This is a genomic window from uncultured Umboniibacter sp. (assembly GCF_947497555.1).
Lineage (GTDB): Bacteria > Pseudomonadota > Gammaproteobacteria > Pseudomonadales > DSM-25080 > Umboniibacter.
Window position 1 is genome coordinate 54236 of the sequence record NZ_CANMGY010000002.1, and the last position, 25048, is coordinate 79283.

The 25048-nt window shown below is 44.3% G+C and carries 34 protein-coding genes; 1 reads left to right on the plus strand and 33 read right to left on the minus strand.

Going from position 1 to position 25048, the window contains the following annotated elements:
• Position 1: 1 nt before the first annotated feature.
• The 11 genes from Q0698_RS03060 to Q0698_RS03105 form a co-directional block, all read right to left on the minus strand.
• Entirely contained in the window at positions 2–1291 is a 1290-nt protein-coding gene (locus tag Q0698_RS03060) for an NAD(P)-binding domain-containing protein (RefSeq protein WP_298633619.1), read from the minus strand.
• Positions 1292–1616: 325 nt separating this feature from the next.
• Positions 1617–1856, minus strand: coding sequence for a DUF6868 family protein (locus Q0698_RS13330; protein ID WP_366140260.1), 240 nt, complete (start codon positions 1854–1856; stop codon positions 1617–1619).
• A 100-nt stretch (positions 1857–1956) separates the two neighbouring features.
• A complete protein-coding gene (locus Q0698_RS03065) occupies positions 1957–2415 on the minus strand; it encodes a hypothetical protein (RefSeq protein ID WP_298633621.1) in 459 nt (152 codons plus the stop codon).
• 175 nt (positions 2416–2590) lie between these two features.
• Positions 2591–4423, minus strand: a complete 1833-nt coding sequence (locus Q0698_RS03070) for an ABC transporter ATP-binding protein (RefSeq protein WP_298633623.1) — start codon at positions 4421–4423, stop codon at positions 2591–2593.
• A 73-nt stretch (positions 4424–4496) separates the two neighbouring features.
• Positions 4497–5165, minus strand: a complete 669-nt coding sequence (locus tag Q0698_RS03075; protein ID WP_298633624.1) for an outer membrane beta-barrel protein — start codon at positions 5163–5165, stop codon at positions 4497–4499.
• Positions 5166–5289: 124 nt separating this feature from the next.
• Positions 5290–6627, minus strand: coding sequence for a DASH family cryptochrome (locus Q0698_RS03080; RefSeq protein WP_298633626.1), 1338 nt, complete (start codon positions 6625–6627; stop codon positions 5290–5292).
• A gap of 100 nt (positions 6628–6727) precedes the next feature.
• A complete protein-coding gene (locus Q0698_RS03085; RefSeq protein WP_298633628.1) occupies positions 6728–7183 on the minus strand; it encodes a ferritin-like domain-containing protein in 456 nt (151 codons plus the stop codon).
• Between the two features lie 353 nt (positions 7184–7536).
• The gene (locus Q0698_RS03090) at positions 7537–7908 is read right to left on the minus strand and encodes a VOC family protein (protein WP_298633630.1); all 372 of its coding nucleotides are present in this window, start codon (positions 7906–7908) and stop codon (positions 7537–7539) included.
• Between the two features lie 36 nt (positions 7909–7944).
• The gene (locus tag Q0698_RS03095) at positions 7945–8283 is read right to left on the minus strand and encodes a PQQ-binding-like beta-propeller repeat protein (protein ID WP_298633631.1); all 339 of its coding nucleotides are present in this window, start codon (positions 8281–8283) and stop codon (positions 7945–7947) included.
• A gap of 240 nt (positions 8284–8523) precedes the next feature.
• Positions 8524–9018, minus strand: coding sequence for a lactoylglutathione lyase family protein (locus tag Q0698_RS03100; protein ID WP_298633633.1), 495 nt, complete (start codon positions 9016–9018; stop codon positions 8524–8526).
• 285 nt (positions 9019–9303) lie between these two features.
• Positions 9304–10215, minus strand: a complete 912-nt coding sequence (locus Q0698_RS03105; protein ID WP_298633635.1) for a permease — start codon at positions 10213–10215, stop codon at positions 9304–9306.
• A 106-nt stretch (positions 10216–10321) separates the two neighbouring features.
• Here Q0698_RS03105 and Q0698_RS03110 point away from each other — a divergent pair, with 106 nt between their 5' ends.
• On the plus strand, positions 10322–10606 hold the full coding sequence (locus tag Q0698_RS03110; protein ID WP_298633637.1) for a metalloregulator ArsR/SmtB family transcription factor: 285 nt from the start codon (positions 10322–10324) through the stop codon (positions 10604–10606).
• Positions 10607–10687: 81 nt separating this feature from the next.
• Here the strand turns inward: Q0698_RS03110 and Q0698_RS03115 are convergent, their stop codons facing one another.
• From Q0698_RS03115 to Q0698_RS03220, 22 genes are all read right to left on the minus strand, one after another.
• On the minus strand, positions 10688–11194 hold the full coding sequence (locus Q0698_RS03115; protein ID WP_298633639.1) for a helix-turn-helix transcriptional regulator: 507 nt from the start codon (positions 11192–11194) through the stop codon (positions 10688–10690).
• Positions 11195–11618: 424 nt separating this feature from the next.
• Positions 11619–12014, minus strand: a complete 396-nt coding sequence (locus Q0698_RS03120; protein WP_298633641.1) for a VOC family protein — start codon at positions 12012–12014, stop codon at positions 11619–11621.
• A gap of 174 nt (positions 12015–12188) precedes the next feature.
• Positions 12189–12464, minus strand: coding sequence for a DUF5666 domain-containing protein (locus Q0698_RS03125; protein ID WP_298633643.1), 276 nt, complete (start codon positions 12462–12464; stop codon positions 12189–12191).
• A 288-nt stretch (positions 12465–12752) separates the two neighbouring features.
• Entirely contained in the window at positions 12753–13367 is a 615-nt protein-coding gene (locus Q0698_RS03130) for a MarC family protein (RefSeq protein ID WP_298633645.1), read from the minus strand.
• A 197-nt stretch (positions 13368–13564) separates the two neighbouring features.
• Positions 13565–14509: a sialate O-acetylesterase gene (locus tag Q0698_RS03135; protein WP_298633647.1), complete on the minus strand. Its 945-nt coding sequence runs from the start codon at positions 14507–14509 to the stop codon at positions 13565–13567.
• A 696-nt stretch (positions 14510–15205) separates the two neighbouring features.
• The gene (locus Q0698_RS03140; RefSeq protein WP_298633649.1) at positions 15206–15607 is read right to left on the minus strand and encodes a hypothetical protein; all 402 of its coding nucleotides are present in this window, start codon (positions 15605–15607) and stop codon (positions 15206–15208) included.
• 103 nt (positions 15608–15710) lie between these two features.
• Positions 15711–16112, minus strand: coding sequence for a PH domain-containing protein (locus Q0698_RS03145; protein WP_298633651.1), 402 nt, complete (start codon positions 16110–16112; stop codon positions 15711–15713).
• Between the two features lie 128 nt (positions 16113–16240).
• Positions 16241–16561, minus strand: a complete 321-nt coding sequence (locus Q0698_RS03150; protein ID WP_298633653.1) for a DUF3784 domain-containing protein — start codon at positions 16559–16561, stop codon at positions 16241–16243.
• A 75-nt stretch (positions 16562–16636) separates the two neighbouring features.
• Positions 16637–16924, minus strand: a complete 288-nt coding sequence (locus Q0698_RS03155) for a HigA family addiction module antitoxin (protein WP_298633655.1) — start codon at positions 16922–16924, stop codon at positions 16637–16639.
• Positions 16925–16969: 45 nt separating this feature from the next.
• Positions 16970–17212 carry a type II toxin-antitoxin system RelE/ParE family toxin gene (locus Q0698_RS03160; RefSeq protein WP_298633657.1) on the minus strand — a complete coding sequence of 81 codons (243 nt, stop codon included), beginning with the start codon at positions 17210–17212 and terminating at the stop codon, positions 16970–16972.
• 108 nt (positions 17213–17320) lie between these two features.
• Positions 17321–17608, minus strand: a complete 288-nt coding sequence (gene nadS / locus Q0698_RS03165) for a NadS family protein (protein ID WP_298633659.1) — start codon at positions 17606–17608, stop codon at positions 17321–17323.
• Positions 17601–17942, minus strand: a complete 342-nt coding sequence (locus Q0698_RS03170; protein ID WP_298633661.1) for a type II toxin-antitoxin system RelE/ParE family toxin — start codon at positions 17940–17942, stop codon at positions 17601–17603. Before Q0698_RS03170 ends, nadS begins: the two co-directional genes overlap by 8 nt.
• 155 nt (positions 17943–18097) lie before the next feature.
• On the minus strand, positions 18098–18358 hold the full coding sequence (locus Q0698_RS03175) for a Txe/YoeB family addiction module toxin (RefSeq protein ID WP_298633663.1): 261 nt from the start codon (positions 18356–18358) through the stop codon (positions 18098–18100).
• A complete protein-coding gene (locus tag Q0698_RS03180; protein WP_298633665.1) occupies positions 18351–18605 on the minus strand; it encodes a type II toxin-antitoxin system prevent-host-death family antitoxin in 255 nt (84 codons plus the stop codon). Before Q0698_RS03180 ends, Q0698_RS03175 begins: the two co-directional genes overlap by 8 nt.
• A 114-nt stretch (positions 18606–18719) precedes the next feature.
• A complete protein-coding gene (locus Q0698_RS03185) occupies positions 18720–19310 on the minus strand; it encodes a GNAT family protein (protein ID WP_298633667.1) in 591 nt (196 codons plus the stop codon).
• Positions 19311–19410: 100 nt separating this feature from the next.
• On the minus strand, positions 19411–19845 hold the full coding sequence (locus Q0698_RS03190) for a PaaI family thioesterase (protein ID WP_298633669.1): 435 nt from the start codon (positions 19843–19845) through the stop codon (positions 19411–19413).
• Between the two features lie 153 nt (positions 19846–19998).
• Positions 19999–20376: a hypothetical protein gene (locus Q0698_RS03195; protein WP_298633671.1), complete on the minus strand. Its 378-nt coding sequence runs from the start codon at positions 20374–20376 to the stop codon at positions 19999–20001.
• A gap of 124 nt (positions 20377–20500) precedes the next feature.
• Positions 20501–21052 (minus strand): dienelactone hydrolase family protein, encoded by a 552-nt coding sequence (locus Q0698_RS03200; protein WP_298633673.1) that lies wholly within the window; start codon positions 21050–21052, stop codon positions 20501–20503.
• An 844-nt stretch (positions 21053–21896) separates the two neighbouring features.
• Positions 21897–22373 carry a GrpB family protein gene (locus Q0698_RS03205; RefSeq protein WP_298633676.1) on the minus strand — a complete coding sequence of 159 codons (477 nt, stop codon included), beginning with the start codon at positions 22371–22373 and terminating at the stop codon, positions 21897–21899.
• Positions 22374–23193: 820 nt separating this feature from the next.
• The gene (locus Q0698_RS03210) at positions 23194–23409 is read right to left on the minus strand and encodes a hypothetical protein (protein WP_298633678.1); all 216 of its coding nucleotides are present in this window, start codon (positions 23407–23409) and stop codon (positions 23194–23196) included.
• Between the two features lie 79 nt (positions 23410–23488).
• Complete coding sequence (locus Q0698_RS03215) at positions 23489–23956, minus strand: hypothetical protein (protein WP_298633680.1); 468 nt, start codon at positions 23954–23956, stop codon at positions 23489–23491.
• Positions 23957–23995: 39 nt separating this feature from the next.
• The gene (locus Q0698_RS03220; protein WP_298633682.1) at positions 23996–24385 is read right to left on the minus strand and encodes a hypothetical protein; all 390 of its coding nucleotides are present in this window, start codon (positions 24383–24385) and stop codon (positions 23996–23998) included.
• Positions 24386–25048: the final 663 nt, after the last annotated feature.

Consider the following 25048-nt stretch of genomic DNA (forward strand, 5'->3'; position numbering starts at 1 on the left):
ATTAGCGCTCCAACTGCTTTTCAGTTTTCCTGAGCGCGTCGAGGTAAGCCTGTTTATTCACGTAGAATGACATTCTCTCTAATTTCAGGTAATTGAAGCCAGCATTCAGCGGCTCATAAACGCGTGAGCGAATTTTATCCCAGAGTTTATTGGCGCCCGCTCTGTTCTTCGCCCTACCCTTAATGAAGCGCGCAATAATTCGAGCTTGGTCATCTCTTGGCTGCCAACCCAAACCCGCTGCTTCAACCATCCCCACGCAGAACAGGTTATCGTGCTCGGGGGTGAACATTTTGAGGTAGAGATCCGGAGCTTCCCGCTGCCAGTTAAGATGTTTAGGATCAATAAATGGGAAATGCAGTACATAGCCGGTTGCTTCCAAAATAAGATCGTATTCAGCTAGCTTACCATCATCAAAATGTACCGCGTTGCCACTAACTTCGGTGATATTGCGCCTGACGCTAATGTCACCATGACCAATATGATGTAGAAACATCGAATTAATAACTGGGTGAGACTCATACATCTTGTAATCTGGGTCAGGCAGACCGAATTGGCTGGGTTTACCCGATATCAATCTGACCAATAGGCCATCCAATAGCTGCTTGATCTGTCCTGGCATTTTAATCAGTCCACCCAGTGTATCCGTGGGCTTACCCATGACAAATTTGGGCAGGAAGTAATAGCCGCGTCGAACCACCATATCAACCGACTTAGCGCGGTGAACCGCATCCACCGCAATATCACAGCCACTGTTACCGCAGCCGACGATAAGTACGCGTTTACCAGCAAAAATAGCCGGATCACGATACTCACTACTGTGTAGTTGTTCACCACTAAAGTCACCCGGTAGCTTCAGGCGTTTTGGCTCGTGTAGCGTCCCGTTGGCTAATACCACACCTGCCACGTCCAATTCCTCCGTTACGCCATTTGCAACGAGGCTGATTTTCCATCCGCCATCCACGGGTTCCATCCAACTGACATAAGTATTGAAACGGTAATGTTTTTTGAGGTCGAAGTGATCCGCAAACTCGCTGAAATAGGCTTGCAACTCGGTGTGCTTTGGGTAGGTGGCAACGTCATCTCGCATGGGGAAGTCATTGAACTGTGTCATCGACTTAGAGGAGATGAGATGGGCGCTGTCATACATGGTACTGGTGGAACTATTAATATCCCAAAGACCTCCCACATCGGCATGCGTTTCAACGCCAACAACGGGAATTTCCTGCTCAACTAATCTTCGTACCGCGGCCAATCCAGACGGACCCGCACCAATGACAACGTAGGGCTTCACGTACTTTCTCCTTGAACGCTAGCGCTCTGAGCTAATCATCAAACCCTAACGCTGTTCACCACCTGGACGATAAGCCTGAACAGGGGAAGCAATCCGGTTCGAAAGAACTCACTGAAGAGCACGCACGCTGAATATTATTGTTATAAAACCCAGTGTGCGCAGAGGGAAAAATTATTGCAAGTACTGGGCAGCTTCCCGCTAATCGTCCATCACTCAGATTTAACGATGAGGTACCGTTTTAGTCCTAATCAAAAGATCCAATAATTAAAGGAACGATCCACCTCATCAACGATATTAGCAAAGGCTTGAACTGTAAGTTAAACCACTACATTAATTTGAGCGCGATATAAGGAACCAGCGAGGTACAAACTAGGAATATTTTGTAGTTCGCTAGGTAGTTAAAATAGAGCTTGGGAAGTTCTGCCTCAGCGACGCCCGTCAAATTCGAATGCAGCCTAGTTATTAAGGGCCTAGCAACAATGAGTACCAGGCTTGAGATACTCAGTACAACAATATGAATGATCGACATCCAGCCTAACACTGTGGTGATCTCAGAATACCCCATGTTTGATTCCTCTAAAGACTTTCTCAATCTAATTACTGTGGATCCAGCGTGATAAAAAATTTGAACATTCAACGCGTTGGTTTAAGCAAATAAAAGGCGCTCACTGCTTTAATCGTTCTACGAAAGCCTTTAAGCCTCCTTCAAACAAGAGCCGCCAATCGTCTACGGGATCATAACCACTGACAGCACCGAATATTGCATCATGAATGGTGAGAATAACACCCGATGAAGACTTACTTAATACCAATCGTAATGAGGTGACTGCGGGACCTCCGAAAGGCGGAAGAAGATGCCCAGAAAGTAGCAACGATGACTCTTTCTCGATGGCGACCACATGGTACCAGAGCAGCCCTCCGTGCTCGCCATAATCCTCAAATAGTCTCCCCCCCGGAAAAGCTTCTAAGAGGATACCTTTGGACTTATCTGAAGTGAAAAACTCGGGCGGCCACCACAGTGCAATATCATCAACCAAAGATCTCCAGACCTCCGCGAGGGGCGCAGAAATTTCCACCGACAGTTCAAAACTTGCCGTCATTGTGGGTTCGTTAACAATTGCCATCTAATAGACTCCAATCTGTTGAACATTCAAGCTAACGGTTCAAAAAGTTTCAGAACCACCAGCGCAGCGTTATTTATCACCTTAGAGTAAATGCTCTGCCGAGGCAAAGCTACCACCTCAGTTGACGCTCACACTAACACGACTGACTCCGCTTAGATCGCAATCTCGCCGACCATTAATCCGTCAGGAATCCCCCGCTCTGACGCTGCCAAAGGGAGTAATAGAGTCCTTCCTTGGCGAGTAGTTCATGATGACTACCTACTTCAACAATGTGCCCTTGATCCATCACCACGAGTCTATCCATCGCGGCGATCGTTGAGAGTCGATGAGCAATGGCAATCACGGTCTTATCACTCATCAACTCGCTGAGACTTTCTGTGATCGCTTGCTCAATCTCTGAGTCTAAGGCCGACGTCGCTTCATCCATCACTAGGATTGGCGCGTCTTTAAGCAATACTCTGGCGATAGCAATCCGCTGACGCTGGCCGCCCGATAACTTAACGCCGCGCTCACCAACCTGGGCATCAAAGCCTGTATTACCTTGATCATCGACTAAGCCAATAATAAAATCATAGGCATGGGCCTGTTTCGCAGCGGCTATCAGTTGAGCTTCGGTCGCATCGGGTCTGCCGTAAAGAATGTTTTCGCGAATCGTTCTATGGAGCAGCGAGGTATCCTGAGTGATCATGCCAATATATTGGCGCAAGTCATCCTTAACAATATTAGCAATATCCTGATCATCTATTCGTATCGCCCCCCGCTTCAAATTGAAGAAACCCAGTAACAGGTTAACCAAAGTGGACTTCCCAGCACCCGAACGCCCCACTAAACCAATTTTTTCACCGCCCTTTATTCGCAACGAAATTTCTTCGATGACCGCGGCTTGCTCATCATAGGAAAAACCTACGCCGTCAAAGACAATTTCCCCATGATGGATGGCTAAGGGTTGCGGTTGCAGTGGTTCATCGGGAAGCGGTTCACAGAGCGTCGTCATGCCATCGGCGACGGTACCGATATTCTCAAAGAGGCTAGAAACTTCCCACATAATCCAATGTGCCATGCCATTTAAACGCAATACTAAGGCGAGTGAGACAGCAATTGCACCAGCGCCGAGTAGATCACTCAACCAGAGATGGATTGATAGCGAAGCGACCGCAAAAAGGAGAATATAATTTGAGGCTTCCACCCAGAAATTAAGCCCCGTAACCAAACGCATCTGTTTATGCACCGTCACTAAAAATCCGTCCATTGATTCTTTGGCATAGGCAGTCTCTCTAGCGGTATGCGAGAAAAGTTTTACGGTGGTAATGTTGGAATAGGTATCTACGATTCGTCCAGTCATTTGCGAACGGGCATCGGCCTGCTCCATCGAAACCTTCTTCAGCTTAGGTATGTACCAGCGCAGAATTGCAGCATAGGCAAGCACCCAAGCTAACATCGGCAACATCAACCGCCAATCTGCATACCCCATGACAACGATAATAGCGGACATATATACCAGCGCGTAAACCGCTACATCAAGTAGCTTCATGACCGCTTCTCGTACCGCCAAAGAGGTCTGCATAACCTTCGTAGCAATTCGTCCAGCAAAGTCTTTCTGATAGAAACTAATTCCGTGACGAAGCAAGTGCTGGTGAGACTGCCAGCGAATTGCCATGGGGAAATTCCCCAATAAACTCTGGTGAGATAATAGTGAATGCAGCCCGACAAGGAGCGGCGCACCAATCAGAATAAATGCACCAATCCAAGCAAGTAGCTCACCCTTTTCGGCTAATAACTCTTCTTTGGAGTAGACACTCAACCAATCAATCAGCGTTCCAACAAAGTTGAACAGGGCAACTTCAAAGCCGGCGACAATGGCGCTTAGCACCGCCATTAACAATAATGGTTTTTCAAAACCCTTCGTAAAGTGACGACAAAACCCCAAAAGACCTGACGGTATCGGACTATGATCTATGTCCGGATAAGGCTTCGTCCAACGTTCGAACCGCTTGTACAGCCACTTCATGAGTACTAATTCCTCTAAGGCAATAAAAAGCGGCTACATCAGCCGCTATAGTTAATCTTCTTTTGACCGGAATTCAAAAGCGAGTTCCGAATTCAATCGCTCCACTCATGAAACTTGGATCCGAATGGGTGCCACTCGTATCAAACCAATCCTGCGAAACACTTGCTTTGATGAACATACTGGAATCAATCTCCCAACGAAGACCAACGGTCGCACCATAGCCCAAATTCGTTTCCGTGTAGGTTTGATAGTAGTCATTACAAATGTAGCCCCAATAGGGATGCCAATAGCAGCCTATCACCGGATCGCCATCAATGATATTGGAATCAAAGTACTGCCAGCCGGCCGAGGCTGCAACATACGGAGTGAAAGCGCCCGAAAAAAAGTTGTACGTGCCATTAAACATAAATGAGGTAAAGTCGCCCTTGTGACCAAACTGAATGTCTGGCTCGCCGGGCGTCGCCGAAATTACATTCGCTTGGTAATTGGATCTTAGGTAATCCACATCAAAGCCAACGCTAAGATGATCGGTGAAGTTGTAAGCGAGACCGAACATGAAACCATAATCTGATTCGAACTCAAGCGATGCCCCCTCTTCGCTCCCCAGAAACTCACTATCCTGGTACTTGAGCCCAAACGTTGCCTCCCAATGGCCGCCTCGCTTTCCAATTGCTGAGGTCCATTGCGCGTTGGTACTTGTTGCCAGCATGACCGTTACCAGCAGCGTAATTACTCGAATCATGATCCACCTCTTTTTAACAAGTTCGATACCTGAGTAATAATAGCCTGCAGCGACGCTGTTAGTGGGTTTTTAGCAAATTTAATTGCATATTCACCGTTAGCAAACGGTCTAGCTTGTGCCAGCGTTAATCAGAGAGAGCAATTGGCCAATCTACTGCGTCCACCCATGGTGCGACATACTCATTGGAATTATCTAGCCATTTTCGTGTATAACGACCGTCTGCATCGTAAACAGCGGACTGCTTTTCGAGATTAAAGTGTCGGCCACCTCGGGTATCGGCTCCTACACCGGCAATGTACTGCCAATTACCCCAGTTCGCTGCAACATCGTAATCAACGAGATACTGCTCGAAATAGGCAGCACCAAACCGCCAATCGCAGTTCAATTCGTTCACCAGGCAACTGGCAACAATCTGTCTTGCGCGATTCGAGATATAGCCAGTTGCTCGAAGTTGGTTCATGCAGGCATTAACGAGTGGAAACTCAGTGGAACCGGCGCACCATTGGGCGAACCGTGTCGCATTAAAAAAGGTTAATGGCCGTCGAGAGGCACTGCCCTGAAACCGAAATGATTTGGGTCCTTGACGAATAGCCAAGTGATGGAAATATTCTCGCCAAAGTAATTCAAAACGAATCCAGTAGGTAGAGGTATTAGCGATATGCTTCCGTTCATAGTCACTAACGGCAGACCATACCTGCCTAGCCGACAGATTTCCGATGGCTAGATAAGGGCTAAATTTGGTGGATGAATCCCAGTCATCAAGCGCATTTCTCGTGTCTTTGTAGCAGGCTGCGTTCGCACTGCTAAAATAATCTATCAAATGCTTTTGAGCGGCAACACTTCCGCCTTGAAACCTGGACTGAGAAGGCGTTGCAAGCTGAGGCCACCGCTCTTCAATGCGCGAAAATATCGTCTCTAGTGACTCAGTACTGGCTACGGAAGCAAGCTCGAAGCTATGTGACGGGGATGGCGAACTTAGCGGTAAATCACTGCTTTCAACATACTTTCTAAATTGACTAAAGCTAGTCATCGTGGGGTGATCTTGCGCGAGCTGGACCGAATTGAATAGCGTAAGGTCCGTGTTGGTAATAACTCGTGAAACGTTGGCAGCAACAGCGCTAAGTTGTTGAGCCTCAAAGTAACCAGTCGGTGTTGAGCAACCCAATAAATCGGCGTTCCAACTACGTAATTGAAGCGATAGCTCGGTGATTGGGTCGCCGACTAAGAGTGTCAGTGCGTGCCCTTTGTCCTTAAGTTGTCGATGTAAGTCGGATAAGCTTTGCTTCAAGAACTGCCAGCGAGGTGCGGCCATTCTCGGCTGGTGAAAACGAAGTGGATGAAACCATCTGGGGTCGATAACGTAAACGAAGCCCACGCACTCACTTCGATTTAACAGCTCGCGTAGTGAGTTGTTGTCATCTAAACGAAGATCTGCGTTGAACCAAAATAATCCAGTTTTCATAAGCACTCCTTCCTACGAAGAGTACGCCACTGGAAGCAGATTGGTTCAATCAAGTGCGGCAGAGGGGTAACCGATACTCCCGTTACCCCGAACTTAGAATCTACTCCTCAAATTGTGCAATTTCGCCGGGCTTTCGAAGCATCTTATTCACTTCATCTCGGTGCATTTCTTCAAGCATAATCATCTCTCGTGCATACTCTTCTAGCAGTACTGACTTACCCTCTACAATTTTCAGCAAGTCATAATACGCGGCTAGCGCAGCACCTTCATGTTCCAAGCTTTCACGCATGATATCTCCCACATCATGCTTCTCAGTCTCAAGAAGTGGCCCAATCTTAAGTGAGGGATGCCCGCCAAGTAACGTAACAAGCTCTCCCGCTTTGTGTGCATGATCCAAGCTTTCGGTGGCGTTTCCCTTAAGCCACGAGACAATGGGAATGCGGTTATAGCCGAAAATCATTAGTGAGTAATGGGTGTATTTGACTACGCCCGCTAGTTCGTACTCCATAATGGTATTCAGAGCCTCAATAGCCTCTTTAGTAGTAGCTTCATTCATCATCATTTCCTCAATAGCTTTTTCAGTTTATAAATGGGTGTAGAGTCAAAATTTGCAGCAAAAGGCCACTAAAAAGACCTTACTTGTTAGGTAATGAGCAATTAATAGATAAATATAGTCGCAGGCGATAAATTTGCCAACTAAGCAACTAAATCCGAGGTAGTACTCAGATTGAGCTAGGTTTGAAGAAACGAAGGGGTTGCAACGTGCGTCATTCGGCCGCTAGAGGCGTTAAACTTTATTGGAAGTCTCTACGCTTAGTATCCGCACTAAGGTTTGTTAGGCGCTAACACCACAATTCAATGTAGTGAGTTCAAAAACCATATAGACGTTACTATACGGCTTTGCTCAGTTTAGATGTGCTGGTCAATTAGGATAACGTTGCCATCTGGGTCTTGTATCGAGAAGCTTGCCGGCCCCTGATCCGATTCAATGGAGGATTGGGTCACTTCTACGCCATTAGCCTGACAATGCTCAATCAATTCTCGAGCGTCAGTAAAATCGCCAATCGGTTCTGCATTTTGATCCCAACCCGGATTAAAAGTAAGGATGTTACTCTGAAACATACCTTGGAAAAGCCCAATATTCGTATCGCCATTTTTCATTATTAAAAAATTATGCGCTTCATCGCCGGCAAAAGTGTGAAAGCCGAGTTGCTCGTAGAATTTCTTCGATTCCTGTAAATTCGTCACCGCTAGGCTGACCGAAAAACAACCTAATTTCATATCAAACCCTCCCTAAGTGAAATAATTCACCCATCGCTAATTACTGGCTGCTGTAACACCGACTGAGCTGGCACTCGCTGCAGCGGCAGCTTGTTGGCTGGCAATCTGATTAGCAATCACCGAAGCGCTCTGTTGCTCACTAGCCATAATACACGTGCTATAACCTAATCCCTTGAGCGGGTTCGTCCAAACAACGCTCCCATCACGGATGTTAAGACAAACGAGATGACCGCCTGAATAGGCAAAAACTTGATCATCTTCGTAATAGACATTCGTGATGGTCGAGCTTTTCAACTTGGTTCGCCAAAGCTCCTTGCCGTCGCGCTTATCAATACACACTACGTGACTCTTTATACCTAAAAATAATTTATTCAAAGTTCAGCCCCTAACGGAAATTATCGAAAGTTTCTATCGGTCGTACTAGAACGCTAGCCACTTCTGAAAAAGGGCGAATTGTCATTTAGTTGTGGCTCAAAGAGCTATCTAAACGAAATCCACCCATTGCAGAATGACGTTATAGGTTCTTAGCATTGTAATTATTCTTACTATTCCCGGCACCATTAAATTATACCTTAATGGCCTTCTTTAATTGTTCACGTACTCCCACGAATTAAACTAATAAGCCCCTTGAGAATAGGTGAGCTCGTAGCTGTGTGAATAAACTTCGAAAATTAAGCCAAAGGGATCTTGTACATAGCACATTCTATAGGGCTTTTCACCGGGATAGTATTCGCGAATTGGCATTCGCTGCTTACCACCATGATCAACAATCTTCTTCACTAAGCCCTCAATATCTGGATCCTGAACGCAGAAGTGGAAAGTACTTGTCTTCCAGTACTCAAACTCGGTTGGCGTCTCATTGTTCTTGAATTCAAACATCTCTACACCAATTTTATCGCCAGTAGACATATGCGCAATTTTAAAAGAGCCCCAGCCGGTACCAAAAACATCAATACACATTTGCCCAATCGGCGTGTCGGCTTCTTCATAAATAACGGTTGGCTCCATAATATGGTACCAGCCCATCACTTCACTATAAAATTTGGCGGCCTTTTCTACATCAGGTACGGAGATTCCAATATGAGAAAAAGTTCTTGGATAAGTTGACATAGTATTTCCTTTCTTACTGTCACGCATCTACTGACACGAGGAGAGCGAAATGCTCCACCCTCTTCCAATGATAGCAGTATATTTTGACATAATCGGTTCGACTGGGCTGGGCTGGGCTGGGCTGGGCTGGGCTGGGCTGGGCAATTTTTCATTAAGCTTAGATGTGATTGCCCCCGCTACCATGAAAAGGTAGGGGGGCAATTTAAGTGATCTAACGCGTGTGAAAGATCGCGTCTCACCTGAGTGTTCACTGTCGAGAATGACTTACAGCGAACGTTTGATGCGTTAGAAGATGAACGTATATAAATACCCAGCTGTGATTGCCATACCAATGATCACTGTCAAAAACGCCAAGATCATTGGATTTTTGAAGATCGATTTAAGCAATATAACTTCGGTTAGGCTCGCCCCTGCACTGCCGATAATGAGTGCCATCACCGCGCCCAAACTCATTCCCTTCGCAGCGAGCGCAGCACTTAATGGAATCACCGCTTCTGCACGAATGTAGAGAGGAATACCAATGATCGCCGCTATCGGTACAGCAAACGGGTTATCCTCGCTAGCCACTGCCGAGACAAATTCAGTTGGCATAAAGCCATAGATGACCGAGCCAAGCGCAATACCACCCATTAAGTAAGGAAGTACTTTCTTAAAATCGTTCCAAGTTGACAACCAAATTAGCTTCCATTTGCTATCTTTCACTGATGACTCAGAATTCCCCTGACAGCCTTTTTTCACTGGATCTATATAGGCTTCTGCCTTGATATATTTTTCGAACCCGAGTTTTTCCAAGGTATAGCCAGAGATAATCGAGACACTCATAGCTACCGTGAAATAGAAGATAGTAACGCCGATACCAAAAGTCACTGCGAATAAGCCGATAATTATTGGGTTCAGCAAAGGGCTTGCAAACAGGAATACCATCATCGTACCAAAACCGGCTTTAGCGCGAAGCAACCCTTTCAAAAAGGGTATCGTTGAACAAGAACAAAAAGGCGTAATCGCACCTAGGAGACTTGCCACAACATAGCCCTTGCCATTTTTGCTACTCAAAATGGTTTGTATCTTGCTAGGTGGAATGTATTCCTGCAGCACTCCAACCAAGTAACTGATGAGTAGAAACAGCAGAGTCAACTCAACGGCCAGAAAAGCAAACATTGCTAAACTATCTTGTAACATTTCCATTGTAAATTTCATATTAACACCATACCTATATTTCTAGAATAATCGAATTATAGACGCAGACATTCCCTTGTCAAGTTATTTCTAGTAATATAGAAATATATTTAACGAGGACACATCAATGAATATTGAAGAAGCGGCAAAGGCACTCAAAGAACTAGGTCATCCATCTAGATTAGCAATCTACAAACGACTCGTTAGGGGCGGTAGCAAGGGCGTTGCTGTTGGCACAATTCAAGATGAACTCGACATTCCCGGGTCAACACTTTCCCATCACTTATCGAGTTTAACCTCAGCCGGTTTGATTCATCAAAGACGCGAGGGGAGAACACTATTTTGTGTGGCGCAGTTTGAGCAGCTAGATTTAGTCATTACGTTTTTACAGGATGAATGCTGTACGGACTAACATGACGAATGAGGCTTTAGCCCCCCGGCGTAAACAAAAAACGTGTGATCAGCTCACGGTTGAGTGGCGATAGTTGGTTCATTAGGTGTCTAGGTCCGAGTGTTCTTTACGGTTTTTTCGAGCTAATAACTGCGTTATTTGATCCTCTTCCCACTCTTCGCCAAAAGGTTGAAATACGTGAATGGCCAGCCCAATAATAATTGTTGCAAACGATAAGAACACGACAATTAGCGGAGCCAAATTCTCTCCGCCATTGTAGTTAGGTAGCATTAAAAGAAGAAAAATAAGCGTGAGTAACCCGCTTAGCCCGTAAAAATACTTTTTTGATTTTATCTTCTCTTGAGCCTGCTTATAACGGGAATTATCTTTATCTTCGACAACTAATTCATCGTCCCCTACCTGGGATTCATGGCCAATCACAGCGTTAAGCTCTTCGATTGAAATTTCAAAGACGGCAGCCAGAGACTTCAAGGTTTCGCTTCCTGCTTTTTGCCCCTTTTCCACTCGCTGTATTGTTCGCACATTTAAACCACTTAAGTGCGCTAGTTGCTCTTGCGACCAATGTCGTTCCAATCTCAATGCTTTCACAAAGCTCTATCCTATTGCTGTTAAATACTGAGCCATTTTATAGCACTAATAGCGTGTCGGCAGTGACAAGTACCCGACTACCCACCGACAAAGCTACAAATTAACTCGCTTTATCACTAAGGAAACGAATATTAGCGCAACATCGCCTTCAACAAAATATCTCAGCGTTACCGAGTTCGAAAAGTAATAACGATTGACGTTCAATGAATACTTACAGTGATTTGCCACGTAGCAACACCGAGAGAAGAAACTTTGAGCACATCAAATTTGGTACGAGCAAGAGAATTTACGCGCGAAGAGTGAATTTTAATCTGAGGAGTTTATCCCAAAAACCTGGCACCGATGCAAAAGCGCCATCAAAAAATCGCCGTTCCTTCCAACTGAAAACGACCGCGAGTAGGTTCGCGCTTATTACTCGCGTGGCTTACTCGCTGACAACCTGCTCATATAATTCTAGAGGAAGCCCATCCGGATCGCTAAAGAAGGCAAACTTTCTTTGGGTATATTCATCTATCCTAATTGGTTCAACGGCCAAACCCTCGGACATTAGATAATCTCGAACTAACTCTACAGACTCAACGTTAAAGGCCAGATGTCTGAGACCTACAGCTTCAGGAAAGCTGGGTCTATCTGGGGGGTTAGGAAATGAAAACAACTCGATCTGCCCAGAATCGGGCAACCTAAGATCAAGTTTAAATGAGTCTCTATCTGCTCGATAATTTTCAGCGATCACCTCCAGACCCAGAAGCGAGACGTAAAAGCGCTTAGAACGTTCGTAATCTGAGCAAATTATCGCTGCATGATGAATGGATTTGAGCATATGACCTCCTTAGCCTATGCGGTTAAATGCCCCCGCCGGAATGCTTCGTGGATCTTAGTTGGCAGTGAACCGCGCGCTAGTATACTTAAAGTAGCGACGGAGCGTGACACGAATGGCTGTGATCGAGCTGAGCGCCCTACTTCCTTACAATATGTGCTGATAAGTGGCTTCGTTTTAGTCTCTTTCAAGCTCAATTTCAGTGGCATAGTGCTGACCATCCTTGTACTCAAAATCTATCTCAACGACTTGCCCTAATTGCAGGTCAGAGAATTGATTTAGACCATCATCGTAATCGGTCGAGTCCGTTGCATGAAAGGTGATGCCTTGAACAACGAGAGACTGGGATTCCTGATCAATGCTTTCGATAGCGCCTTCGATGTCGTTAGCGAATGACGTCGCAGAAAATAACAGACCAGTAGCAATGAGAATTGTTTTTAAGCGGTTATCCATAGCTCTATTCCTTCAACTTGTTCAATTAGCAATTGAAATATAGGTCGTTGCAGGCAAACGCAAGCTTCGTAGAGCTTGCTACGCACTGAGCTTCGCATCCATTTTCAATTTGTAAACCAAGCATAGTCAATGGCGTGTAGTCTGCAGCTGATCTTGGTATTAGCAAGGCGCTATCAACGAGAGAATAGCTCGTTAGACACAAATATTAAGTAAACCAAGATCAACAACACCAGAGCAAAATTAGCAATGAGTCACCTCGCGTTAAAGACGCGTTATGATCACTATGACCTAGAGAGCTTTATAATAATCATGGAAGCCCGTTAAGATATTAGTGATGGCAATCGATGAAAGAATTAGGCCCATTACTCGGCTGATTACACTTGCACCGCTTGTACCGATAAGACGAATAATAAAACCAGCCAGTAGCATTAATATATAAGCTAAAACCAGGACAGCTAACATTACCAACGCAGTTTGCGTTTGCTCCCAAAGCGTATAGACAGAGTTTTTAGTTAAGAGTACCGCCGCTAACATCGCTCCAGGACTGGCTATGGAGGGCACTGCAAGGGGAAAGATCGCCGTTTCTTTGTGAGAATCTTGAATTGATTTTATCTCTTCATCTGGCTTGCTATCGCCAAAGATCATATTGAGAGCGAATAAGAACAGAACGATCCCACCTGATATTTGGAAGGCGGGAAGAGGAATAGAGAGCGCCGTTAATACAATTTCACCCACAACTAAAAAGAACAACAACACACAGGCCGATACAAAGGTTGCGAGCAGCGCAACTCGACGTTTTGTTTTTTCGTCATATTTAGCGGTTACGGCTATAAATACCGGTACGGTACCAATAGGATCAATCACAGCAAAAAATGTTATAAATACAGCTAGAATATCAATCATGTTGTATCCACGTGTTAATCAGCAAACGTTAAGCGGCATGTTCATCAAAGTACAGAACGTGTGAGTCCAAGTCAGTGTTTTTCGCTGGCGTTTTAATTCACCAACTTTTTACGAATTGCCGTAATTATAGTCACTTTCTAGATAACTAAGTGGCTGCTAGAAAAATACAGAGCTATCCAGAAAGTTCTCGGCCGCTGCTATTCGGTATGCCCGCATCGCTGCTCCAGATTTATCATAGACTCAGCGAACGCCCTGCCAAGACGGATGAACCCCTCCGTGTTGTAGTGCCAACCATCGTCCAGGTAGGGAAGATCATTGGTAGCGGTAACGTAATCTGCACAGCTATCGTTTTTCACAAAATCCTGCTGCGCATGCTGGACGGTTTCGATGTAGTCCATTACCGAACCATCGTCCGACATTCCCGAATCCGTTATTCTCCCAATGACCACGGGTAAATCGTCAACGCGTAATGCTGCACGTAAAAGACCCATCAATCTTGCTAGGTTTGCGCGGTAATCATCTGCGGCAGCCTGACTGCTCTCTGCGTCGGCCTCACCTTGCATCCAGACAATACCAGAGGGAACGAGACGATCTGCGATTCCGTCGCCGTCAAGATCGCTTGGTACCAGTGCATTACGCAGAGTCTTGAGCGCATTATCATATTGGTTGATGCCTGCTCCGTCAGAAAAGTCGGGATGCCAGTTGCTATAACCAACGCCCTCGGCCAAGCCCGATCCGCCCAATGCATACTTGATGATCGCAACATTCTCATCATTCGATTGTTCAGCCATGGTCAGACCGAAAAACAACTCGGGCCCGAATCGATTGGACAACTCATTGGTGGTACCATCCGTTTTGAAGCCGGTACCAAGTCCGGGAGTTAATGGCTGCCATACTCCCACGCCGCCGTGCGTTTCATTGTCGAACGCCATCTGCCCCACAAATATCATCGTATTCTGGGGTGGATTAGAAGTATTCGCTGGTAATTCCTCGGCAAACCCAAAGCCCTCCATATTCGACTGGCCGCCAAGAAAATACAGCTTATAAGTCGAGCCTTCATTGATAGGCTTACTGGTTGCGTTGTCAACGTTGATTATTGAGAACACCATAAGAAAGATAATTAGAATCTTAACGTTACGCATCGTGTATCACCCTCTTTCAAGTAATTGTCGAATTCAGTATGGTCATCGCCGTGCTGCAGCCACGAGTCAATAACAACCGTTGCTCCCTACCTACCAATTCGGTGGACCAGGCGTGACGGATAGGTTGACGAAACGGCGTGATCTGCTGAAAGCGACTATTCGCACTGCCATTAAGTGTATCACCCTACGCTGCCGCTGATACAAAATGCTTTGTCGTTGGCAAACCCTTAGCAGCAGATTGATAAGTTGAACCGTAAATAATCGCTTCCCAACCGCCAAAATGGAGCTGAGGAAGGACTTGATTAACGACTAAACATTGAAACTGCTGAGAATCATCAGCAACAGAATGATTACGGCTGCTAAGACAAAATATTTACCCAAATGGGCGTTAGCCTCGAGGTTAGCTTGATGCTGTGCTAACAATGACTGCAATTCAACTTCTGACAAATCTGAGCAGTGGACACATTCGGTATGTTTTTCAGGAGTCTGTAGATTGCAACGAGAACAAAGCCTCACTGGATCCATCCGTCGCCTAGGTATCAATCTCATTTATATTCCATGTTCGCATGACGCCGCTGTTAATCGCGTTCGTGTCTTTTTCGGCCGTTGATTAACGGCAGCTTTGTTAAGTGTTTTTCGCATGCGTCATGCTGAGGTTAGGTTTCGTAACTAAAGACACCCTAGATTTACCATACTTCATTTGAACAACGAACCTAAGAAATTAACAATATCTATAGCGAGAATAGGCGAATCAACATCCGCCAAAGAGCTTTCTTTATCTGGATACCGTTTAAGCATACTTTTCAATGCGTCTTTTTTAAACCATATACCTTTACAGACCGGACAATAATTCGCGCCATCTATGTTTGCAATGGTATTTAAAGAACCACAATCTGATGGGCATAGAGAATTTGTACTTTCAGAGTTATCAGCTGATAAATCGAGAAAAAATTTATCAGCATCAAAATCCTTTGAGTATTTAATTGAATCAATATACCTTTGAGGTAACCAAGAACCTTTGCATGCAGAACAACCATATCCCGTATGATCTTCGGCATTATCAGCAATCAAAACATTCCCATCAGTTGGACACTTCAATACTACCCCCTAAAACATAACGCGTTGATAAACGGCCCAGAAAGGCGCAGCCTTTTAGGCTCCGTTTGAGGGTCTATGGCCCAGAACGAAATTGAACGGTTCGTTATGAACCTTGCTGACCGATTGCACTTTTGAACCCCTCTACGTCTTTCGGTGAAACGAGAATCGTTTTACCTTTGCCATAACCAATCTTAAGTCTTTTTAGAGATAGTGCCGGAGCTGACAACATTGAACGGCTTGGCGTTACAGAATGGATATCACCCAGCGGGATAGACACTTTCATTGGTCCTGAGCGAATGTTGAGTGTTTCGCCTTCAACCAAATAATAAGTGGATAGAATAAGCCAAATTGGTAGACCCACTGCTGATACCGTCACAATGGCAACAATACCTATTGTAACTGCGTCTGTGCTCTCCGTTTTCACCACCACATAAACTATCACTGCAATAGGAAGCACAATTGCCAACAAGTAGAACCACGGCGCCACGGCGCTTGGAAATTTCATTGCGTTCATATTTCCTCTAAGTTTAGATAACGCCTTTCTAAGCGCTCAAAAGAAATTGTTGGCTAAAATTTTCGACGTAGGAGCAAAAGCCAACTGTTATCTGTCCTACTTTAACGACTTGTTAGTTGCTACTTTGCTCTATATTTTTTATGAACATAGACTATGGATACAACTAGGAAAGCCATTAACCCCATAGCAAAATATATTATAAAGAACGTAGAAAGCAGCTCAAAACCAAACAACAGTAAAAATACAATAATTATAATTGAAAGCAGCATAAGAGTATTACCAATTAATGCAGCTGCTTGTTGAGGATCTGTATATTTTGCATCGTCCCAGCCCGAGATTAAATAACGGTGCTGTTTTACAGATATGTAATACCCTGCGACTGCACAGGGTAGGACCGCAAATAAAAATATGAAGAAAATAAAAAAAGTAGATTCAGACATGAAATATCCTTATAGCAACTGACGCTTCAATCAGCCGCCGCTTAAGGTGATAGGCTGGTGTGACCTGTTATATGCTTATGCCGCAAAGAGAGGATCTACGCGCAATTCAGAGCGGTGAGACTCTGCTTGCCAAAGGTCATACTGAGTTTGCTGGTTAAGCCAGCTCTCGGAAGACGTGTCAAAAGCAATAGATAAGCGAACAGCCATTTCAGGGCTTATTCCAGCTTTGCCATTAATAATACTAGATAGTGTTTTTCTGCTGACCCCCAGAGCCTTAGCGGCAGCAGTAACGCTTACACCTATTGGCTCAAGGCAAAGCTCTTTGATTATTTCGCCTGGATGCGGCGGATTGTGCATTAGCATAATGTCACCTCAATGATAATCTTCATAATTGACGATTTCTGCATGCTAACCGTTGAAACGGAATGTTACACGCCAGTTACCACTAACTCTAACAGACCAAATATCAGAGCGATCTCCGGTTAACTGGTTCAGATATAGTCCCGGTAGATTCATATCTTGAGGGCTAGTTGAAGCATTCAAGCGACCAAGAATTAACTTAAGTCGCTTACTGTGCTTAGACTGTATGCCTAAGGATTTCCCAGTTTTGAAGAATCTCTCCAGCCCTTTATGTGTGAATGAAAGAATCATTTACAGGCTGTAACCTGATACCACTCAGGTGTCAAACTGTGATTACATATAACGCCAAGCTAAAGCGCCTCAGTATGCGGTCACATTTGAGCGCCTTGTTAGCACTTTCTACGATGCCAAAGCTCTAAGAACAATGCCAGGTTCTTTGGCAACAACATTTAGTAAGACCAATGCTGGTCCTTGTGGGGTCCGGTCACCACGCTCCCAGTGACGGAGTGTACTCACGCTAATACCAAAAGCAGACGCAAATTCATTTTGAGACATGCCTACCTTTGCCCTGATATTCTTTACATCCACTGGGCCGAACTTGTGGACGACCGCATTTTTAACTTTACCCTCAGAAAACTCAATTGCTTCGGATAGGCCCTGTTTGATACTTGAGAACGCGCTAGCCATTTGAACCACCATAATACTTGAGTAAAAGTTGAGTTAATTTAGCAAGATCATTGCGTTCGGCTTTGTTGATATTAGCCTTTTCGCCCTTACCAAAAACCGTTAAGAGAAAGAGCGGTACAGCGCCATTGTGATAATAGTAAACCACCCTGACTCCACCACTCTTGCCCCTTCCTTGAGCAGACCACCGAAGTTTCCTGATACCCCCAGTGCCCTGTATAAGATCACCAGATTGAGGATGAGAGGCTAAGTAGTTGATAATACTTGTCTTTTCATCATGCTTGAGTAAGCCATCGGCTCGTTTCTGGAATTCTGGGAGTTCAACAATTGTCTGCATAGGTACGACTATAATCCATTGGATTATAGTTCGTCAATACGTGAGTTTTGAGTGCTAACGCTTTGCTACGCGGAAAATAATGGTTGGCTATAATCGCGAAGCGATAGCCAACTGTAATTTTTCCATTTGAGCAACTTGTTAGCTGCTGGTTATAATTAATAGTGATAACGACAAGATATAATTGTAATATGACTATCATTAACGGCATATACAAGACGATTGGACTCATCTACACGTCTTGACCAAAAACCTGATAAATTCTCTTTTAAAGGTTCAGGTTTTCCGATTCCCTCAAATGAAGAGCGCTGAGTGTCGGTAATTAATTGATTAATTCTTTTAAGCGTTTTTTTATCTTGTCCTTGCCAATAGACATAATCAGCCCAAGCATCATCAGTCCAGGCTAACAACCTAGTCATTTGATATTTCTCGCTCAATCACTTGAGACGATTTAAATTGTTCAATAGATCGAGTTAAATGCGCTGCGTTAGCAGGTGATTTTAATAAATGAACAGTTTCCATCAGGCTATTGTAATGATCCATAGACATAACAACAGCATCCTCAGAATCTCTACGTGTAATTACAGTGTAATCAGCGTCGTTTACCACGCGGTCAAGTACAGATTTAAGCCCATTTCTTGCTTCAGTAAAAGATACAATTCTCATAATACTCTCATTCTTAGTTGTACGCTTAATCAGACAAGTCTAACTAAAAAGAGTTAGTTGTGCAATATGATGTACAAGTTTAATTGAAACAGCTAACATCCCGTTAAGCGTTTGTTAACTGTATGTGGTGAGCTTGAACTCTAAGTTCTCTTTTACTGGAAGCCACTCAAAATTGATGATCGAAAATACAACCGTATCTCTATACCCACCGTTCTGTAGCTTTTGATGATTACGAAGAATACCATCCTGTTTTGCACCTAGCCGTGCAATTGCAGCTTTAGAGGCTTGATTGTGCCAGCTAGTCCTAAACTCTACTGCTATCGCTTCGAGACTTTCAAACGCATGAGTTAAAAGCAGCAACTTACATTCGGTATTACATGAACTTCGTTGATAGCTTTTGCTATACCACGTATAACCAATTTCAACACGTTGGTTAGTTGAGTCTGCATTACAAAAGCGAGTTGAACCGATGATTTTTCCTGTCGATTTATCAACAACTACAAATGGTAAAGCTAAGCCCTTAGACTTTTGTTCTAGCGCCTCTGAGACGTACTTTTCGATATTCTTGGCACTTGGTACAGGGGTAAACCAAAGTTTCCATAACTCGCCGTCCGTTGCTGCCTCAACTAAAGCAGCTGAATGAGTCACTGATAAGGGAATCAACTTGACTGATTGAGACTCAAGGTCAACGTCTTTTAGCCACATATTACTCTCCATATATGTGCGAATTTACCTAATACAGCTAACGCCCGCATTTGTCGCTGGTTTGGAGCGCTCCGGAAACCAGTCCGACAACATGCGCTTGTTATGCATAACCCGCTGAGTCAGCTAGCAGGAATTTCCCTCTGACAAATACACCATTACCACGACCAATTTCTCTACCTTCTGAATCGTAAACGACTGACTCTGCGATAAATTGGGATTTATTTCTATTTACTACCTTACCAATAGCTTTCATCTTTCCAGATGAAACAGGTCGCGTAATATAAGTAGTAAACGAAGTTGTTAACACGAAGAATTGTTCTTCAAGCGAGTTAGCTGCAAAAAATGCAGCGTCATCAAGCATTTTAAAATATACACTACCATGTACACCTCCAGCCGAGTGATGATATTTTTCAGACAACTCAATTTCGATAGTGGCCTGACCTTCTGACACTTCCATTACGGGCTCATAGATACTATTGACTGGCGCTGCGGCATACATACTTTCAAGGTTTGTGTAATGTTCTTTTTTAGCCATTTAGTAATCTTATTCATTATAGGTGCATGACCCTGAGCGCAGGGTCGAGTGGATTTTGATTCATTGTGCAAAAACCCAGCGCGAAGCGCAAATGCACCATAAGCGAACGTCTACGAGTCCGACGAGCCATAGCCAGTGTATTGCTCAAGCTTGTTATACGCGCTCTTTAAGGAACGAGATATAGATGACCGCTGCGATTGCAGGAACTGCGGCAACTCCAATTGATGGAATCGCTGCAGGAACCGTAAAGAGCAGATACACCAAGTAAGCAAAGATCGGGGCTAATGCTAGTGAAGTGCTACGAACTGCCTTTAATGCGGCAGCTTTATGTAACGCAGCCACGATACCCACTGAAAAAACAGAGGATAGAATAATAATTAGTATGTTCGGATATACATTCAATGCAAAATACGTATAGCCTGCCAAAGCGTCAGGAGTAACAGCTCCAGCCCCTATTCCTACAATCCAAATAAATGAATACGACAAAGCTAACCCTAGAATCAGTGAGACAGCAGCGTTCTTAAAATTCATAGTACATTCCTTGTGGTTGGTATGGCGCATAACACCTGCCGCAGCCGACTGCAAAAACTGGCGGGTATTTTGACGTTTTTTTGGCAAAAAAAGTGACAGTTTTTGCAGTCGGTTGCCGCACCTGTTAAGTGGCGTGCTGACGTAACTTGCACACGTATTTGTCATATTCTGTTTGGCTGTAATTTTCGGAGCGTTTATTCATGAAACCATGTAATCCATTACTACTTTGAAGCTCTATGCTACCAAATCTGGCCAAACTTTCCTTTAACTCTGAAATAGAAAAATGCTCTTCATATCTTGGCATAACTATGTTTAATGCTATCTCTGGAATTATTTCTAAATGGTTGCGAATTTGAGAGCCATAAAATAAGTATGCTGAACTCACATTCATTTGGTTTAACTTATCAGAGCAACACCATATGGCTGAAGCTCCCATGCTAAAGCCTATAAGATATACAGACTCATCATTTTTTGTTATTTCGTGATGAACTAGCTTAGCGTACTCACCAAGATCACAATGCTCAGTAAAATAGATGTAAGCATCATTTTCATCAGTGAATAGATTTTTCTTACCTTGATAAGGATCTAAAATCACAACATCTTCAGCAATCAAATTTCTAAGTTCGATTAACTCATCTGTGAGTCCGAAAATATCTGATACTAGAATTCCTCGCATACATTCCTCAGACACTTAACGCCGCCGTTAATCGCGGCCTTGATTTTAAAGGCCGTCGATTTAGACGGCTTTGTTAAACGTCAGGCTAAGCCACACCAACACTTATTTGATGCGCTGATCCTAACGCCCTGCTCCATGCTTGATAACGTCCAACCTAGTACGCCCAACCGGCGTGTACGTCAGTTGACGCAAGGTCTATCACGTAACAAAACGTTGTTTACGCTAGCTGACGCAAGGTATATCACGCAACAAAACGTTGTCTACTCAACGATATCATCGACGGACAATCCAAAATGAGGGGAATTGGGAACCTGGAGTATGAAGTGCGGGTAACCATTCCTTTGGTTGCGTTGTTGCTAACGTCGAAGACGTTTAACGCCGCCGTTAATCGCGGCCTTGTTTTTAAAGGCCGTCGATTTAGACGGCTTTGTTAAACGTCAGGCTAAGCCACACAAATACGTATTTGACGCTCTGATCCTAACGCCCTAATCCATGCTGGATAACATCCAACTTAGTACGCCCAACCGGCGTGTACGTCAGTTGACGCAAGGTCTATCACTTCACAAAACGTTGTGTACGCTAGCTGACGCAAGGTATATCAAGTAACAAAACGTTGTCTACTCAACGATATCATCAACATCAGCGACGGACAATCCAAAATGAGAGGAATTGGGAACCAGGGGTATGAAGTGCGGGTAACCATTCCTTTGGTTGCGTTGTTGCTAACGTCGAAGACGTTTAACGCCTGCGTCACAGGCTTAGTTGTAGTTGTAAAGTTTTGCGCGACGATGGCGAAGCCCGGCGCAAAACGAGCAACGCAAACTTAGTCTTGTGCACGCACTTGTTAGGGGCAATTTAAGACACGCTCAATAAACTGAGCCTTTGCCTCTCTATATTCGTTCTCAGACATATTGCATGCAGCACACTTGATGTCATTGTATTCCGCGAGTAACTCCCTTGAACTCAAGAGTTGATCTCTAAAGGTAATAAAGAATTCGTAAACAGATTCATTCTCTACTACTTGCACCGCAACGTCTATATCGTACAAATCAGTAGTCATCATGCACAGCGCTTGATCTCTGTGTGTGTCATGCTTGATATGAAAGCCATGCTCACTGAGTGTGGCGATACTTTTGCTATGTAGGGCGCGATCAACACCTAAGAAAATATCCACGTCACCTTTAGTCATGCTTCCAGGGATGGCTGTGGAACCAATATGCTCAATTCTCGCATAAGGGAGCAAGGTGCTAAGTCTACGAGCCGCATCATCAAAAACTACGTTCGTCTGAGGAGCGATACATTCGTATGGCTTTAGCTGCATAGATGCCCCCTAACGCTTAGCACAGCGGGAATTTAGTTTTGATTTGTTTTGTGCCATTTAGGCACAAAACGAAGCAAAGGTAAATTGTCCGATGCTGCGACTTGTTAGGTTTTACACGAGCGAGATACCGAAATGGGGTTAGAGATTTCAATCTGTGCATGGCTGCCAGATTCACACAACACTCTTATGCTAGGTGGTCCAACCAGCGGAGTAGATAGGCTAATTTCTAAGTGAGTGAGTGGTAGGAATCTTGTGCGTGCAAACTCACCAGAAGCTAGCTCCTCTAGCTCATTCGTCAAGTGACTAGTGACGGTTCGATCATGCTCGATCGAAACAATTAAGGGAAGCGCCTTGAAGGTTATCTTTCGTGGAGTCCTAGATTCGACTAGGGCTGTACGCTCAGTTATATAGGTGAATCTACCGGAATCCTCTACATATCCTTGATAAGGGAAGTAGTGAAATGGTAAAGGACCTGAATACTGTTCTTGGTATCTACCGTCTATTAGCTTTTCGTAAATGATCTCATGTGACATAAGCTTGCCTTTCAGTGCAAGATGAGAGCCATGATTTCTAATCACCGTAACTCTCAGCGCCCCATCACTGGAACTGAATGTAGCTGCTTTCCCTGTTATTCCTACGTCTGCATAAGCGTATGCTGACAATACAGCCAATATTAAGATAAGAAGTCGAACCATAAGAAACCTAACGCCGCCGTTAATCGCGGCCTTGATTTTTAAGGCCGTCGATTTAAACGGCTTTGTTAAATGGGTTATACCACCCTACTTTGCATGGTATTTAGCCTCGGCTCGTAACAGCACTACTATTTATCGACAGATTCGTTATACCGACGCTTGAGGTACTTAATACTAGCGTTAAGTTCCTTTATTTCAGACTGAGTGGCGACGTGTATCGTTTGAATCTGCTTGAGACAGCGATAGGTGAGAAAAATAAAGATTGGCGCACCCAACCAGAAAAATGCCATTACTAACTGCAATAACTGACCGGCTCCTCCTAGCGTTGCAATGATGTGATCCATACAAACTTCCCCATTTAACGCCGCCGTTAATCGCGGCCTTGCTTTTAAAGGCCGTCGATTTAGACGGCTTTGTTATAAACTAAAATCGGTAACCACCACCGAACCCTCCTTGAAATCTACCTCCGTGATCAGCAGACCCAGTACCGGCAAATACAGTCAAATGAAATCCAGGTTGATCAATACCGTTAAAATTGTAAACATATAAACCTAGTAGCCTGCCCGATATATCACTTTCTGCATCGCCTATCTCGGCGTCATAGTACATCGCACCCAAATGTATTCCAACACTATGGTGATTATTAGAAAAAGGAGACGAAGTTAACCAACCTACTCCAGCTCCATAACGGTGATCGGTAGAACCAGCAAAGTGCGTAAATCCGCCGTATCCTAAGCTGGCGTAGAACAACTGATCTTCATTGACTTTAGATAACGATACACCAGCACCGTTATACTCGGCACTTAAGCCAACGCCTAAACGATACTCTTCCTCTGCTAATAATTTTGCAGAGGAAAATAAAGCAATAAATACAACTAATAGATATTTCATCGAATTTCCTTTGTTTTAAAGGCCGTCGATTTAGACGGCTTAGTTAGAAGCGGCGATTGCAACCTCTTTGGTGAAGCCCCAAGTATCTTCCACCTTGATGTCGTCATACTCCATGCTGGAGTAGTCCTTGTCGGGACGAAAGCGCACCGTAAACGATCCATTCCCATTGAAGACGCGGGAAGCATTTTCTAGTTCAAAATCAAGATCGCTCGCTGCTACATATCCAGAGGCAGCATCATTACAACGCTGCATTAGAAAAGCGGCGTCAAGCTCGCTCGAAAGCTCAGCGTCATCTATTGTGCACTCGAACTTAGCTTTATCCGATTCCAGTTGAACATCAAAAACGATATCGTAGCGATACACATCGTGGCTAACTGAGGCACACCCAGACACTACTGCGATGATTAAGATTAGAATTAGAGAGCGCATTTTTTATCCTTATAACACTAAAGCTTTGCAGCAGACGCGAAGCGGATGACTGCAAGAGCGGTTTGTTATATTCAACTCCCTAAGAAGCACGATCCCCCAGATTATGAAGGACTCTCTTACGGCCTAGTGAGTTGAAATGCTAATTTAATAACGAGGACTCGAAGGGCAACGAGAAAAAGGTAAGTACGTTTCTTGGTTTAGCTTCCCGTGAAGCTGATGTTCCGTCTGACTCCAAGCCCTGTTGGCTTGTGCAGCGTAACAGACGCTTCACGGTAGCATAAAAAATAACCCAAGAAACCAGCCTTATTCTGTCGTTTCCCTCTCGTCACTCGATAACTATACTTTCAATGCACCAGCGCTCGACGAACCTGCCAAACCCGGTGATATCGGCTCGATAATGAGCCGAATATAACTAATTTAGTCTACGGAATCCCTGATCCCGTTTCGATAACTGAATGGTCTTTATAGTAACGCCACCAGCTTGTTGTTTAGTCCATTAGATCACAAAAAAGAGAATTTAATCAAAGGGATAATTCTAAAGTTTGATTCTTTGTTATCAGATCTCTTGTCCACACTGTCCTGATAGCTCACTAGATCGATAATCTATGCTTTTAGGTAGCTTTATATCATGAAGGTCAGTGCTATCTTGTGACCCACGAAATC